This is a genomic window from Amycolatopsis endophytica (assembly GCF_013410405.1).
Lineage (GTDB): Bacteria > Actinomycetota > Actinomycetes > Mycobacteriales > Pseudonocardiaceae > Amycolatopsis_E > Amycolatopsis_E endophytica.
Genome location: NZ_JACCFK010000001.1, coordinates 4,583,423 through 4,598,596, shown reverse-complemented (window position 1 = coordinate 4,598,596; position 15,174 = coordinate 4,583,423). Strand labels below are relative to the sequence as shown.

Genomic DNA, 15,174 nt, shown 5'->3' with positions numbered 1-15,174 from the left:
CGACCGGGTGGCTAGCACACGACACAGACACGCCCGCATCTTGGGGTTCCTCGACAAGTGCACCCCAAGATGTAGTCTTCGATCACCGGCAGGGCCCCACGTCAACGAGGCGGGAGCGGGCCCGTCCGGTACGAGTCGTGCCCACGTCAGCACGCCGGCGCCCTGGCCGGTGTGCCGATTCCACGCGCCCGAAAAACGGAGTGATGCATGTCTGTGGAAACCTCCCCCGCACCGGCGGCCGCCGGTGCCGCGCTGCGGGTCATCCGCCGGGACGGCGAGGCATCGCCGTTCGACGCGAACCGGATCTCCGTCGCGCTGACCAAAGCCTTCCTCGCCGTCGAGGGTGACGAGGCCGCCGCGTCGTCGCGGATCCGCCACCTCGTCGCGGAGCTGACCGAGCAGGTCGGGGCGTCGCTGCTCAAGCACGCCAACGCGGACACCGTGCACCTGGAGCAGATCCAGGACCTCGTGGAGCTGGCGTTGATGCGCGGCGGGCACCACGCGGTCGCCCGCGCGTACGTGCTCTACCGCGAGGAACACGCGAAAGCCCGCGAGACGCCGGCCGGGCCGGAGCGTCCGCAGGCCGGATGGGCCCGGGTGGAACAGGTCGTGGCGGACGCGGTCGCCGGGATCGCGGACGTGGCGGCGGAGCCGGTGCTGGCCGAGACCCGCCGCAACATCTACGACGGCATCGGCGCCGACGAGCTGGCCTCGGCGCTGATCATGGCCGCCCGCACGCTGGTCGAGCGCGAGCCGAACTACTCGGCAGTGACCGCGCGACTGCTGCTGGACAAGCTGCGCGGCGAGGCGTTGAGTCATCTCGCCGGGCAGCCGCGGCAGGCCCGCCAGGACGAGCTGGACTACCCCGGCTACTTCCGCGACTACCTCACCCACGCGATCGAGCTGGAACTCGTGGATCCGGAGCTGGCCCGCTTCGATCTGGACCGGGTCACGGCCGCGATCCGCCCCGAGCGCGATCTCGACTTCGGGTTCCTCGGCCTGCAGACGCTCTACGACCGCTACTTCCTGCACGAGCGCGGTGTGCGGTTCGAGCTGCCGCAGGCGTTCTTCCTGCGCGTGGCGATGGGGCTGGCGCTGCGCGAGGACGACCGCGAGGCCCGAGCGATCGAGTTTTACGACCTGCTGTCCAGCTTCGACTTCATGGCCTCGACGCCGACGTTGTTCAACTCCGGCACCACCCGCGCGCAGTTGTCGTCGTGCTTCCTGACCACGGTCGAGGACAACCTCGACGCCATCTTCCAGTCCTACAGGAACAACGCGCTGCTGGCGAAGTACTCCGGCGGCCTGGGCAACGACTGGACCCCGGTCCGTGGCCTGGGTGCGCACATCAAGGGCACCAACGGCCAGTCCCAGGGTGTGGTGCCCTTCCTCAAGATCGCCAACGACACCGCGGTCGCGGTCAACCAGGGCGGCAAGCGCAAGGGCGCCGCGTGCGCCTACCTGGAGACCTGGCACATCGACGTCGAGGAGTTCCTCGACCTGCGCAAGAACACCGGCGACGACCGGCGCCGCACGCACGACATGAACACCGCCAACTGGGTGCCCGACGAGTTCCTGCGCCGCGTCGAAGCCGACGCACAGTGGACGCTGTTCTCCCCGGACGAGACGCCGGACCTGCACGACCTGTACGGCAACGCCTTCGCGCGGCGCTACCGCGAGTACGAGGCCGCCGCCGACCGCGGTGAGATCCGGGTGTTCCGCCGGGTGCGGGCCGTGGAGCTGTGGCGGCGGATGCTGACCATGCTGTTCGAGACCGGGCACCCGTGGATCACCTTCAAGGACCCGGCCAACCTGCGTTCGCCGCAGCAGCACGCCGGTGTGGTGCACTCGTCCAACCTGTGCACCGAGATCACGCTGAACACCAGCGCCGACGAGGTCGCGGTCTGCAACCTGGGCTCGGTCAACCTCGCCCGGCACGTCACGCCCGGCGGGCTGGACGCGGCGAAGCTGGAGCGCACCGTGACCACGGCGGTCCGGATGCTGGACAACGTGATCGACATCAACTTCTACACCATCCCCGAGGCGCGCCGGTCCAACCTGCGGCACCGCCCCGTCGGGCTGGGGTTGATGGGCCACCAGGACGCGTTGTTCACCCTCGGCCTGCCGATCGACTCGCCGGCGGCGGTCGAGTTCGCCGACCGCAGCATGGAGCACCTGAGCTACCACGCGATCGCGGCATCGGCACGGCTCGCGCGGGAACGGGGCGCCTACGAATCCTTCGACGGATCGCTGTGGAGCCGGGGCATCCTGCCGATCGACTCCCTCAAGCTGCTCGCCGAGGCCAGGGAAGGTGACGCACTGGAGGTCGACTACTCCGCCACTTTGGACTGGAGCACGCTGCGGGAGGAGGTTCGCGGCGGGATGCGCAACTCCAACGTGATGGCGATCGCGCCCACCGCGACGATCTCCAACATCTGCGGGGTCGGCCAGTCGATCGAGCCGCTGTTCCAGAACCTCTACGTCAAGTCGAACATGTCCGGCGACTTCACGGTGATCAACCCGCACCTGGTGGCGGCGCTCAAGGAACGGGGCCTGTGGGACGAGGTCATGGTGGCCGACCTCAAGTACTTCGACGGCAGCCTCGCCCCGATCGACCGCGTCCCGGCCGACGTCAAGCGGTTGTACGCGACGGCGTTCGAGATCGACAGCCGCTGGCTGATCCAGGCCGCGTCGCGGCGGCAGAAGTGGATCGACCAGGCCCAGTCGCTCAACCTGTACCTCGCGGCGCCGAGCGGCCGCAAGCTCGACGAGCTGTACCGCTACGCCTGGCACCAGGGCCTCAAGACCACCTACTACCTGCGGGCGCAGGCGGCGACCAGCGTCGAGAAGTCCACCCTGCGCGGCACCGACGGCAAGCTCAACGCCGTGCCCGCCGCTGTTCCCGCCACCGTTCCCGCCGCCGCCCCGGAACCGGCAGCGTGCCGGATCGACGACCCCGACTGCGAGGCCTGCCAGTGACCATCGAGACCGGCACCACCGGGCTGGGCGCCATCAGCCGCGGCGCCCAGCGCGTCCGCGTCGACGACAAGGCGATGATCAACGCCCGCGCCGACGTCAACCAGCTGCTGCCGCTCAAGTACCACTGGGCGTGGGAGAAGTACCTGGCGGGCTGCACCAACCACTGGATGCCGACCGAGGTCGCGATGCAGGCCGACATCGCGCTGTGGAAGTCGCCGTCCGGGCTGACCGAGGACGAGCGGCGCATGGTCAAGCGCAACCTCGGCTTCTTCGCCACGGCCGAATCGCTGGTCGCGAACAACCTCGTGCTGGCGGTGTACCGGCAGATCACCAACCCGGAGTGCCGCCAGTACCTGCTGCGGCAGGCGTTCGAGGAGGCCGTGCACACGCACACCTTCCAGTACATCTGCGAAAGCCTCGGCCTGGACGAGGGTGAGCTGTTCAACGCCTACCGCGAGGTCCCGTCGATCACGGAGAAGGACGCGTGGGCGTTGCAGTACACGCGCAACCTGGAGAACCCGGACTTCGCCACCGGCACGGCGCAGGCCGACCAGGACTTCCTGCGTGACCTGGTCGCCTTCTACGTCATCTTCGAAGGCATGTGGTTCTACACCGGGTTCGCGCAGATCCTGTCGCTGGGGCGGCGCAACAAGATGGTGGGCATCGCCGAGCAGTTCCAGTACATCCTGCGTGACGAGTCGATCCACCTGAACTTCGGCATCGACTGCATCAACCAGATCAAGATCGAGAACCCGCACCTGTGGTCCCCGGAGTTCCAGGCCGAGGTGCGCTCGATGCTGACGCAGGCGTGCGAACTGGAGATCGCCTACGCCCGCGACACGATGCCGCGCGGGATGCTCGGGCTCTCGGCGGCGCTGTGCGAGCAGTACTTGCGCTTCATCACCGACCGGCGCGCCCAGCAGATCGGCCTGGCCCCGATCTTCGGCGAGAACGAGAACCCGTTCCCGTGGATGTCGGAGGCCATCGACCTGCGCAAGGAGAAGAACTTCTTCGAGACCCGCGTGACCGAGTACCAGACGGGCGGTTCGCTGGACTGGGACTAAGCCCTTGCCGGGGACGGGGGTGGTGCGGGACGGTGGTGATCAGCCACGTTTTCGCAAGGAGGCGCGATCGTGACCAGCGCAGTCACCAGGGCGTTCCGAGAACGCGTTCCACCACTGACCGCCATCCCCCTCCCCCGTGCCGTCGACCGGCGTCTGCTGGACCAGCGGTGGCCGGTGCGGGAGCTCGCCACCCCGCCCGCGGGCAGCGGGCTGCAACCCGTCCTCGGTGACGCGGGGGCGCCGGTCGTCGGGCACGCCGTCGAGTCGATGCGGTTCGGGCCGGACTTCGCGCTGCACCGGTTCGACCGCTACGGGCCGGTGTCGTGGATGGGGGCGTTCGGGCAGCGCATCGTCGTACTGGCGGGCCCGGACGCCACCCAGGCCGCGCTGGTCAACAAGGACAAGGCGTTCTCGCAGGAGGGCTGGCAGTTCTTCATCGAGCGGTTCTTCCACCGCGGGCTGATGCTGCTCGACTTCGAGGAGCATCTGCTGCACCGCAGGATCATGCAGGAGGCGTTCACGCGGGACCGGCTCGCCGGCTACCTGCGGCAGGCCGCGCCGGTGCTGCGTGACGGTGTGCGCGGCTGGGGCACCGGCGAGCGGCCGCGGCTGTACTGGCTGCTCAAACGGCTCACGCTGGACGTCGCGACGCGGGTCTTCATGGACATGCGTCCCGGCGTGGACGCGGAGGCGATCAACCGGGCGTTCGTGGGCACCGTGCGCGCGGCGACGGCGCTCGTGCGGCTGCCGGTGCCGGGCGGCCGGTGGGCGGCGGGCCTGAACGGGCGGCGTGTGCTGGAGCGGTACTTCGCGGAGAAGCTGCCCGAGAAGCGGCGCGGCGACGGCACCGACCTGTTCTCGGCGCTGTGCCACGCGCGCGGTGACGACGGCGAGGAGTTCACCGATGACGACGTCGTCAACCACATGATCTTCCTGATGATGGCCGCGCACGACACGTCCACGATCACCAGCTCGGCGGTCGCCTACCACCTCGCCAAGCACCCCGGCTGGCAGGAGCGGGCCCGCGCGGAGTCCCTGGCACTGGGCGACGACCCGCCGGACCTGGACGCACTGGACTCACTGACGACGCTGGACCTGGTGATCAAGGAGGCGCTGCGGCTGACCGCGCCGGTGCCGTCACTGCCCCGCAAGACGGTGAAGGACACCGAGGTCCTGGGCCACCACATCCCGGCGGGCACGATGTGCAGCGTCTCGCCCAACACCAACCACTACTCACCGGACCACTGGACGAATCCACGCGAGTTCGACCCGGAGCGTTTCGCCGAGGGGCGCCGGGAGGACAAATCGCACCGCTTCGCGTGGATGCCGTTCGGCGGCGGGGCACACAAGTGCATCGGCATGCACTTCGGGAACAACGAGGTGAAGCTGCTGCTGCACGAAATGCTGCGCGCCTACCGCTGGTCGGTGCCCGAGGGCTACCGCGTCAAGTGGGACTACGTGTCACTGCCGGTGCCGGTGGACGGGCTGCCCGTGCGGCTGCGGCGGTGGTGAAGCGGCGGGCGCGTGGCTACGCGCCGCGCGCCCGCAACACCGCCAGCGCCTTGTCGGCGTGCACGGACATCCGCAGCTCGCTCTTGATCACTTCCAGCACGCGCCGGTCGGTGCCGATGACGAACGTGTGCCGTCGCGTGAGCAGCGGCCCGAACGAGCGGCGCACCCCGAACTGCTTCGCGACCGTGCCGTCGGCGTCGGACAGGAGCGGGTAGTCGAACCCGTGCGTGTCGGCGAACTCCCGCTGCTTCGCGACCGGATCCGGGCTGATCCCGGCCCGCTGCGCCCCGACCTCCGCGAACTCCTTCGCCAGGTCCCGGAAGTGGCAGCTTTCGGCGGTGCACCCGGCCGTCATCGCCGCCGGGTAGAAGAACAGCACGACCGGTCCGGCGCCCAGGAAGTCCGACAGCGTACGCGATTCGCCGCGCTCGTCGGGCAGGGTGAAGTCCGGCGCCAGATCCCCTGTGCGCACTACGTCTCCTTGGTGTGCTGTTCGATGAGCTCGTCCACCTCGTCACCGGTCGCGGTCTCGGCCACGAAGGCGCCGCGGGCGGCGATCACGCCGTGCCTGCGCAACCGGTCGGCCTGCCCGGAGTTGCGCACGCCCTCCGCGCCGATCCGCAGCTTCAGCTCACGCGCCCGCTCCACCAGGTGGTCCAGATGCCGCGCGGCGACGTCCGGCTCGTCGTCGGCCAGCGCGTCGACGACCGGTCCGGACAGGATCACGTGCTGCACCGACAGCTCGTGCCGCGGGATCAGCTCCAGATCCGACGAACCCTGCACGGTCAGCACCAGCTTCGCGCCGAGATCGGACAGCACGGTGAGCGAGTCGAGCACCTCGCCGCGCGGGTCGAGGATCGACGAGCTGTCCGTGCACACCCGCAGCGCCTTGGCGGGCAGCTCGTTGCGGTCGAGCTCCTCCTTCACCATCGCCACCAGATCCGGCTCGATCGCGAGCCGGTTCGGCAGCCGGATGCACACGTCGGGCGCCGCGTCGCCGTAGCGGTCGCGCCAGCGCGCGGTCGCCCGCAGCGATTCGGTCAGCAGCCACTTGCCGAGCGGGATCGTCATGCCGGTCGTGTCGGCCAGCGGGTAGAACTCGTCGGCGGAAAGGTCGCCGAACCGCGGGTGGTGCCAGCGCAGGCCGGCGTTGACCGCCGCGATCTCGTCGGGCTTCGCGAGCTTCACGGTCGGCTGGTAGATCAGCTCGAACTGGCCGTTCTCCAGCGCACCGGCGATCTCCGCGCCGAGCCGGTAGCGGGCGCGGTCCCGCGCGTCCAGCTCCGGGTCGAACAGCATCCACTGCGCCTTGCCCGCTTCCTTGGCGCGGTGCAGCGCGATCTCGGCGGCGCGCTGGATGTCCTCCACGCTGCCCTCGCCGACGTCGCGCACCACGATCCCGGCGCTGGCGCTCACGCCGACGCCGTGCTCGCCGATGTAGATCGGTTCGACGAGGTCCTCCAGCGCCCGTTCGACGAGCGTGATGACCTGGGCCGCGGTGAGTTCACCGCACAGCAGGACGGCGAACCCGTCACCGGACAGCCGCGCCACGAGCGCGTCGTGCTCGGTGAAGGACTCCTTGAGCTTGCGGGCGACGCCGCGCAGCACCTGGTCGCCCACACCCGCGCCGAGCCCGTCGTTGATGACCTTGAACCCGTCCAGGTCCAGGTAGACCAACGCGACCTGGCCGGTCGCGAACGGGCTGAGCGCGTTCTCCAGCAGCGTATGGAAGCGCGAGGCGTTGGACAGGCCGGTCAGCGAGTCGTGGATGCTCTGGTGCCGCAGGGCTTCCTGCAGCGTGTGGACCTCGTTCGCGTCGGCGGCCACCAGCACCGGGAAGCGCGTGCCGGGCCGGTCGCCGGGCATGAGGGTCAGAACGATTTCGGCCCACACACCCGCGTCGTCGGCGTGGGCGAGCTGGACGCGGTCGGTGAACTCCTCGAGATCGGTCTCCGCGAGCTCCTCCAGCCCGCCGGCCAGCTTCGCGCGGTCGCGGTCGGCGAAGCCCAGCTCGGTGAGGCGGCGGCCGGCCAGCCGGTCCGGCTTCTGGCCGAGGAACTGGGCGAGGTGCTTGTTGACCTCGACGATCGTGCCGTCGCGGTCGGCCATCGCGATGCCGACGGGCGCTGTGCCGTAGAGCGTGGCGAACCGGCTGATGGCGGCGTCACGGAGCCATTCGATCTCGGCGACGGCGTCGCGGGCGAGGTCGAACAGGATCCGCTCGAGCTCTTCCGGGGGAAGCGATACTCCGTCCGTGTCCGCCAACCGCGCGGCCCATTGCCGGGCCACGTCCGCCAACCCTGGTGCGGGACCAGGTTCCGACACGCTCCACCTCTTCCGGAGAACGACGAAGGCCAGGTCAGCCCCGGTCCGGGAGCCGACAGGCCCACTCCGGGACCGTTCCGGCCCGGAGTCATGCCACGCCATCACGCCCGGACAGACTTGTCTACCGGCCGAACGTGTGATGATCAGTGTAGATGTCGTCACTGCTCGTGATCTTTTCGGCTACCGCGTCCGGGCGCGGTCAACAGATCGGCCGTAGCCGGACCAGCGCTCGGCGGCAGTCGATCTCACTGGGAGTGGCGGGCCGTCAGCCGCCACACGGCCACGCGACCGGTGCCCGCGGTACCGCCCGGGAGCTGCGACGGACGCTCGCCGAGACGCGTGAACCCCAGCCGCGCCGGGATCGCGCCGCTGCGGTGGTTGGCGGTGTCGTGCACGATCTCCACGCGGTTCGCGCCCACGCGGAACGCCTCGGTGGTCAGCAGCCGGGCGGCACGGGTCGCCCATCCCCGTCCGGTGTACGGCTTGGCCAGCCAGTAGCCGATCTCCAGACCACCCCGGCCGGTGCGCGTCATCAGCCCGCAACTGCCGGCGACCGCGCCGTCCGGTGCGAGGATCGCGTAGTCGAACGTCTCCGCGGCGAGCCAGCTTTCCCGCGTCAGCATCAGGAACTCGCGCGCGTCACGCTCCGAGTAGCCGCCCACGGCCCACGGCATCCACGGGGCGAGGTGGTCCAGCGACTCGTTCACGACCCGGTGCAGTTCCTCCGCGTCGCCGGCCCACCACCGCCGCAGCAGGATGACGCCGTCCGAGAGGCTCTCCGCGGGGATCTGCATCCACCGATCATCGCCGCCCCCGGCGGTGCCCGCAGGACTTTCCGCCCGGGGCGCGGAACCGGTGGGGCTAGGTCATGATGGCGCTTTCCGGAACGGTGGCGTCGTTCCGGAGGGCGTCGAACAGTTGCTTCGACTTCGTCTTGTCCCAGTGTTCCGCCGAGCCCGAGGTGACCGGCACCGTCGTGGACAGCACACCGTCCGAGGAGATGCCGCGCATCGCCCATGCCAGGCCGACCAGGTTGTGCAGGTGGTCGCCCTCGTCCATGGTCAGCGCGTCCGGAGCGGCGCCCAGCAGCGGGAACACGTCGAACGGGTTGAGCAGCGTGCCGGGGCTGGAGATCTCGCTGACCAGCGCGCCGATGAACTTGCGCTGGTTCTCGACGCGGTCGAGGTCCGAACGCGGCGTCGCCGCGCTGTGCCGCATCCGCACGAACCCGAGCGCCTGCGCGCCGTCCAGGTCCCCGCAGCCCGCGGGGATCGTGATGCCGGTCATCGTGTCGTGCATCTCCTGGTCGACGCACATGTGCACGCCGCCGATCGCGTCGACGATGTTGGCGAACCCGCCGAACCCGATCTCGGCGTAGTGGTCGATGTGCAGTCCGGTGGCCTGCTCGACCGTCTTCACCAGCAGCGGCGCGCCGCCGATCGAGAACGCAGCGTTGATCTTGCTGGTGCCGTGGCCGGGGATCGCGACCCGGGAGTCGCGCGGCAGGCTGATCAGCGTCGGCTTGGTGTCGTTGTCGGGCAGGTGCGCGATCATCATCGTGTCGGTGCGCTGCCCGCCGCCCGCGGCCTCGACGTCTCCGGTGACCAGGCGCTCCTCGTCCTCGGCGGTGAGGCCCTCGCGGCTGTCCGAGCCGACGATGAGCCAGTTCGTGCCCGACGCCGCGGCGGGGCGTCCCTCGTAGTCCTCCAGCGCGGCGATCCGGTTGATGGAGAACTCCAGGTACACCCATACGCCGGCGAGGAACAGCACGAACACCGACAGCAGGGTGAGCAGGATCTTGCCGGGCCCGAACCGGCGGCGGCGCCTGCGCGGCGGCCCGGCGGGCGGCGGCACGTTCTGACGTGGCGGGCCCGCGGGCATGGCGCGGGTCGGGGGCGGTCCCGGCCTGCGGGGCGGGGGCTGCCGGTAGCCGCCCTCGCGTCCGGGCACGGGCAGCATCTGCGCGCGCTGGTGCTGTCGTGGACCGCGCGGGGGCACGCGCGGTGGGTATCCGCCCTGGTTCGTCACGCCATCACCGTTCCCCGATCGACCGGCCCTAGGACGTCCCTAGTGAACCGCAAACCTCTCGAACGAGGACGTTCACCACCCCGAAAGGGTTGCGCGGCACTACACGGACAGGCGAAGCCGCTGGTCGGGGCCCGCCGACCAGGCCGTGAGCGGCGCCACACCGGCGGCCTCCAGCGCGAACTCCCGTGCCAGCCGGTTCCGCACCCCCGGCCGGTGCAGCATCGCGTGCCCCTCCGACCGGACTTCGACGCGCACCACACGCTCCGCGACGGCCTGCGCGCGCTCGGCGTAGGCGAAGGACTCGCCGGGCGGGGTGATGCGGTCGCGGGTGCCGTGCGCGATGAGCACCTTCCGGTCGCCGACCGGCTCGACCGGCTCCGCCGGCGGGGTCCACGGCGCCAGGGCCAGCACGGCGCGGACCCGCGGATCGTCGGCCACCCGGAGCGCGACACGGCCGCCCATCGAATGCCCGGCGAGGAACACCGGCACTCCGGGGCGCTCGGCGTGGATCCGCTCCAGCGCCCAGCGCGCGTCCGACACCGGGTGCAGGTCGGGATCGTTCCAGCCGCGGACCCGGTTGCGCAACAGCCGCACCTCGACGCCGTGCCGGGCGGTGGCGCGGTGGATCGTGCGCGCCAGCGGCACCATCCGCAGATACGCCAGCCCCCACGGGCGGACCACGTTCAGGCCGTTCTCGGCGCCACCGTGCAGCACCAGCACCACGGCCCGCACCGGGCCGCGGGCGCGCCACGTGGTCAGCACCGGTTCCTCCGTCACACCACCAGCCAACACCACGGGCACCGGGAACCTTCCGCCGACCACCCGCCCGCGGTGGTCCGGTCCCTACCCTCGGTACTCGTGATCAACGATCTGGTCGCCGGCGCGCTCGAGCAGGCCGGCCGACGCAACTCCGGGGAAATCCAGCGGGTGGCCGGACTCGTGCTGGACGCGGTGCGGGCCGACGCGCTCGTGTTCACGGCCGGCGCGGGGCACTCGCTGGCCTCCGTCGCCGAGACGTTCTACCGGGCGGGCGGACTGGCCTGCGTGTACCCGCTCTACCACCCGGACCTGCTGCCCCTGCACGGCGCGGCCGCCAGCACCGCGGCGGAACGGCGCTCCGGACTGGCCGGGCAAGTGCTGGCAGCGCGTGCCCCGGGCCCGGACGACGTGGTGTTCGTCTTCTCCAACTCCGGCGTCAATCCCTACCCCGTGGAGCTGGCCGAGGCAGCCCGCGCGGCGGGTGCGCCGGTGGTGGCGGTGACCTCGCGGGCCTCGGTGGCGGCCGCGCCGCGCCGTTCGTCCAGCACGCTGCTCGACCAGGCCGACGTCGTGCTCGACACCGGCGTCCGCCCCGGCGACGCCGCCTTCCCGGACGGCGACCCCCGCACGGTGGCGCTGTCGTCGCTGCTCAACGTCTACCTGTGGAACGAGGTGCTGGCGCACGTCTTCACCGCCGCGCGCGAGCAGGGCGTCGAGGTGCCGCTGTGGCGCAGCTCGAACGTCGAGGGCGGGGACGCGGCGAACGCCTCGCTCCTGGAGCACTACCGCCCCCGCGTCCCCGCCCTGCGTTAGAGACTGTTTCAGAGTGGCTTGCGGGACCGGCGCGGGTGGCGGCCCCACCCGTCGCCCACCACCACCCTCAACCGACGCGCTCCGCGCGACGGAGCCGGGTCAAACCTGAGGCGGTGCCGGCGCACGGCCCCCGCGAGCGGCTCCGCCACTGATGAAACGACGCTAGGCCGCCGCCGGTTCCTCGTCGAACTGGGTGTGGTGCAGGTCGGCGTAGCGGCCGCCCGCGGCGAGCAGTTCCTCGTGCGTACCGCGTTCGACGATGCGCCCGGCCTCGACCACGAGGATCTGGTCGGCCGCCCGCACGGTGGACAACCGGTGGGCGATCACCAGCGCGGTCCGGCCCTCCAGCGCGTGCGACAGTGCTTCGCTGACCGCCGCCTCGGATTCGGAGTCCAGGTGCGCGGTCGCCTCGTCCAGCACGATCACCCGCGGCTGGGCCAGCAGCAGGCGCGCGATCGTGAGGCGCTGCCGTTCGCCGCCGGAGAGCCGGTACCCGCGCTCGCCCACCACCGTGTCCAGCCCGTCCGGCAGGTTGTGCACCAGCGCGGCCAGCCGTGCCCGCTCGAGCGCGTCCCAGATCTCGTCCTCGCCGACCCCGGGCCGGGCGTAGGCGAGGTTCGCCCGGATCGTGTCGTGGAACAGGTGCCCGTCCTGGGTCACCACGCCGACCGTGTCGCGGATCGAGGCGAACCCCAGGTCGCGGACGTCCACATCGGACAGGCGGATGGCACCCGAGTCCACGTCGTAGAGGCGCGGCAGCAGCGAGGCGATCGTCGACTTGCCCGCACCCGAGGACCCGACCAGCGCCACCATCTGCCCCGGTTCGGCGCGGAAGCTGATCCCGTGCAGCACCTCCTCCCCGCCACGGGTGTCCAGTGTGGACACCTCCTCCAGTGAGGCCAGCGAGTACTTCCCGGCCGCGGGGTAGGCGAAGTGCACGTCGTCGAACTCGACCGGCACCCCGCCCGCGGGCACGGTCCGCGCGTCCGGCTTCTCGGTGATCATCGGGTCGAGGTCGAGCACCTCGAAGACCCGTTCGAACGACACCAGCGCGGTCATCACGTCCACCCGCACGTTGGCCAGGGCGGTCAGCGGGCTGTAGAGCCGCGTCAGCAGCAGCGCGAGCGCCACGACCGTGCCCGGCGCCAGCTGCCCGCGGATCGCCAGCCAGCCACCGAGCCCGTAGACCAGGGCCTGCGCGAGCGCCGACACCAGCGTCAGGCTCGTCATGAACCAGCGGGTGAGCATCGCCGTGCGGACGCCGATGTCACGCACCCGCCCGGCGCGGGCACCGAAGTCGCCCGCCTCCTGACGCGGCCGCCCGAACAGCTTGACCAGCGTCGCGCCGGGCGCGGAGAACCGCTCGGTCATCTGGGTGGTCATCCCCGCGTTGAGCTGCGCGGACTCCCGCTGCAGGTCGGCCATGCGGCGGCCGATGCGGCGCGCCGGGAGCACGAACACCGGCAACAGCACCAGCGCCAGCAGCGTGACCTGCCAGGACAGCGTCACCATCACCGCGAGCGAGAGCACCAGCTGGATCACGTTGGTGACCAGCCCGGACAGGGTCGCGGTGAAGGTGCGCTGCGCCCCGATCACGTCGTTGTTCAGGCGGCTGACCAGCGCGCCGGTGCGGGTGCGGGTGAAGAACGCGATCGGCATCCGCTGCACGTGCTCGAACACCGCGCGGCGCAGGTCGAAGATCAGGCCCTCGCCGATGCGCGCGGAGAACCAGCGCTCGACCAGCCCGAACCCGGCGTCGGCGACGGCCAGCGCCGCCACCACGACGGCGAGCAGGACGACCAGTCCCGCGTCCTTGCCGCCGATGATCGTGTCCACGACCCGGCCGGCCAGTACCGGCGTGCTCACGGCGATCACCGCCGCCACCACTGTCAGCCCCAGGAACAGCAACAGGCTCCGCCAGTAGGGCCGGGCGAATCGCGCCACCCGCCGCACGGTGCCGGGCGCAAGCCCCTTCGGCGCGTCCGCGGAGCGCATCGCCGAACTCATCAAAGACCAGGTGTTGTCCACGCCGCCCACCCTAGAATCTCTACAATGCTGGAGGTCTACACCGACGACGTGGAGGCCAACGCGCCGCGGCACCGAAAGCTTCCCGGACGTTGCCGTCAATTCCGCCCCCGGTAACCTTTGCCCATGGGGAGGGAACCCGGCCTGAGACGATCCGGTGGCGCGCGGTGACCACCGAGCGCACCGCGGTGCGCGCCCCCGCCACCGCCGCACCGGACCGCTGGCGGGCGCTGCTCGCGGCGCACCCGCTGACCGTCGACCTGATCTTCTACCTCGGCTGCACCGTCTACGCCGTCGTGCTGGCGCTCACCAACGAGTTCTACGGCTTCCGCATCTGGGGCACCTGCGCCGCGTTCGGCTACGGGTTCGCCACCGCCCACACCGGCTGGCTGATGCTGGCGAAACGACCACGAGGTCTGCTGGGGTCACGGTGGGTCGGGCTCGCCGGAATCGGCGTGCTGTCGATGCTGCTGCCGCTGACGGTGCTGGTGATCCGGCGCCTCACCGGCACCGATTGGCTGGACACGCCGTTCTCGTGGAGCGCGCAGCCCGAGGTGTGGGTCATCGAGCGCTCGGCGCGCCTGCTCCTCGACCACGGCACGCCCTACGTCGACATCGAAGCGCTCACCCGGGCGCCGGAGGTCAACGACTACACGCCCTACGGCCCGGTCATGGCCGTGTTCGGGCTGCCGCGCGCCCTGTTCGGCGGCAGCCCGGTGGCCGACGCCCTCACCGACGCGCGGCTGATGTTCGTCCTCACCGCGTGTGTGTGCGCGTGGCTCACGGTGCGGCTGTCCCGGACGTCGCGGGTCCCGGTGCGCGCGGCGCAGTTCGCGATGGCCTGCCCGCTCACCGCGCTCACCTGGGCGGTCGCCGGGCCGGACCTGGCGATCGTCGGCCTCATGCTGGTCGCCGCCGCGCTGGCGGCGAGGGACCGGCCGATGGCGAGCGGCGTCGTCCTCGCACTCGTGATCAGCGCGAAACTCATCGTGGCACCGGCCGCCGTGGTGCTGGCCGTGCTGGTCTTCGCGCGCTTGGGCCGCGGGGCCCTGGCGCGCTTCCTCGCCACGACGGTGGCCGCGTGCGCCGTGCTCAACATCCCCGTGCTGCTGGTGAACCCACGGGCGTTCGTCGAGCACGTGATCCGGTTCCCGGCCGGGCTCGGCCAGGTGACGTCACCGGCGGCGAGCCCGCTCCCGGGCTACCTCATCGCCAGTACCGGACCGGCAGGCAAGGTGGCCGCGTTCGTCCTGCTCGCCGGCGCCGCTGCCGCGATCCTCGTCTGGTTGCTGCGGCGTCCGCCCGTGACCGGTTCGGACGCGTTGTGGCGCGTCGCCGTCGGGCTGGGCGCTTTCACACTCCTGACGCCCGCGACGCGCTTCGGGTACCTGGTGTACCCGTGCGTGCTGCTCGGCGCGATGGTGTGCTTCCGCCGTGCCGAGGCCGGCGCGCGGCCTACTTCTTCTTAGCGCGCGTCGCGCCCCCGCGCCCGCGCAACTGCACGCCGGATTCCGAAAGCACGCGGTGCACGAAACCGTACGAGCGTCCGGTCGACTCGGCCAGGGCTCGAATACTGGCACCCTTCTCGTATTTCTTCTTCAGGTCAGCGGCCAGCTTGTCACGCGTACTGCCGGTGATCCGCGCGCCCTTCTTCAGGTCAGCCACGTCG

Annotated in this window: 12 protein-coding genes; 5 read left to right on the top strand and 7 right to left on the bottom strand. The window is 71.0% G+C overall.

What is annotated here, in order from left to right; translation table 11 throughout:
* The first annotated feature begins 207 nt into the window (after window positions 1-207).
* From HNR02_RS22630 to HNR02_RS22620, 3 genes are all read left to right on the top strand, one after another.
* Window positions 208-2,979, top strand: a complete 2,772-nt coding sequence (locus tag HNR02_RS22630; protein WP_179775132.1) for a ribonucleoside-diphosphate reductase subunit alpha — start codon at window positions 208-210, stop codon at window positions 2,977-2,979.
* Window positions 2,976-4,043, top strand: a complete 1,068-nt coding sequence (locus HNR02_RS22625) for a ribonucleotide-diphosphate reductase subunit beta (RefSeq protein ID WP_312861093.1) — start codon at window positions 2,976-2,978, stop codon at window positions 4,041-4,043. Before HNR02_RS22630 ends, HNR02_RS22625 begins: the two co-directional genes overlap by 4 nt.
* A gap of 69 nt (window positions 4,044-4,112) precedes the next feature.
* Window positions 4,113-5,555 (top strand): cytochrome P450, encoded by a 1,443-nt coding sequence (locus HNR02_RS22620; protein ID WP_179775131.1) that lies wholly within the window; start codon window positions 4,113-4,115, stop codon window positions 5,553-5,555.
* Window positions 5,556-5,571: 16 nt separating this feature from the next.
* Here the strand turns inward: HNR02_RS22620 and HNR02_RS22615 are convergent, their stop codons facing one another.
* The 5 genes from HNR02_RS22615 to HNR02_RS22595 form a co-directional block, all read right to left on the bottom strand.
* On the bottom strand, window positions 5,572-6,027 hold the full coding sequence (locus tag HNR02_RS22615; protein ID WP_179775130.1) for a peroxiredoxin: 456 nt from the start codon (window positions 6,025-6,027) through the stop codon (window positions 5,572-5,574).
* Window positions 6,027-7,844 (bottom strand): diguanylate cyclase domain-containing protein, encoded by a 1,818-nt coding sequence (locus HNR02_RS22610; protein ID WP_179775129.1) that lies wholly within the window; start codon window positions 7,842-7,844, stop codon window positions 6,027-6,029. Before HNR02_RS22610 ends, HNR02_RS22615 begins: the two co-directional genes overlap by 1 nt.
* 281 nt (window positions 7,845-8,125) lie before the next feature.
* On the bottom strand, window positions 8,126-8,674 hold the full coding sequence (locus HNR02_RS22605) for a GNAT family N-acetyltransferase (RefSeq protein ID WP_179775128.1): 549 nt from the start codon (window positions 8,672-8,674) through the stop codon (window positions 8,126-8,128).
* Window positions 8,675-8,741: 67 nt separating this feature from the next.
* A complete protein-coding gene (locus HNR02_RS22600; RefSeq protein ID WP_179775127.1) occupies window positions 8,742-9,908 on the bottom strand; it encodes an LCP family protein in 1,167 nt (388 codons plus the stop codon).
* A gap of 99 nt (window positions 9,909-10,007) precedes the next feature.
* Entirely contained in the window at window positions 10,008-10,685 is a 678-nt protein-coding gene (locus HNR02_RS22595) for an alpha/beta hydrolase (RefSeq protein ID WP_179775126.1), read from the bottom strand.
* An 81-nt stretch (window positions 10,686-10,766) separates the two neighbouring features.
* On the opposite strand from HNR02_RS22595, the gene HNR02_RS22590 reads away from it, so the two are divergent.
* Window positions 10,767-11,480, top strand: a complete 714-nt coding sequence (locus tag HNR02_RS22590; RefSeq protein ID WP_179775125.1) for a sugar isomerase domain-containing protein — start codon at window positions 10,767-10,769, stop codon at window positions 11,478-11,480.
* Window positions 11,481-11,642: 162 nt separating this feature from the next.
* On the opposite strand, the gene HNR02_RS22585 is transcribed toward HNR02_RS22590, so the two are convergent.
* Window positions 11,643-13,508, bottom strand: a complete 1,866-nt coding sequence (locus tag HNR02_RS22585; protein ID WP_179775124.1) for an ABC transporter ATP-binding protein — start codon at window positions 13,506-13,508, stop codon at window positions 11,643-11,645.
* A 164-nt stretch (window positions 13,509-13,672) separates the two neighbouring features.
* Between HNR02_RS22585 and HNR02_RS22580 the strand changes: the two genes are divergently transcribed.
* On the top strand, window positions 13,673-14,974 hold the full coding sequence (locus HNR02_RS22580) for a glycosyltransferase 87 family protein (RefSeq protein WP_179775123.1): 1,302 nt from the start codon (window positions 13,673-13,675) through the stop codon (window positions 14,972-14,974).
* On the opposite strand, the gene HNR02_RS22575 is transcribed toward HNR02_RS22580, so the two are convergent.
* Window positions 14,961-15,170, bottom strand: coding sequence for a helix-turn-helix domain-containing protein (locus tag HNR02_RS22575; RefSeq protein WP_017982988.1), 210 nt, complete (start codon window positions 15,168-15,170; stop codon window positions 14,961-14,963). The two genes, HNR02_RS22580 and HNR02_RS22575, sit on opposite strands and share 14 nt — an antisense overlap.
* Window positions 15,171-15,174 lie beyond the last annotated feature (4 nt).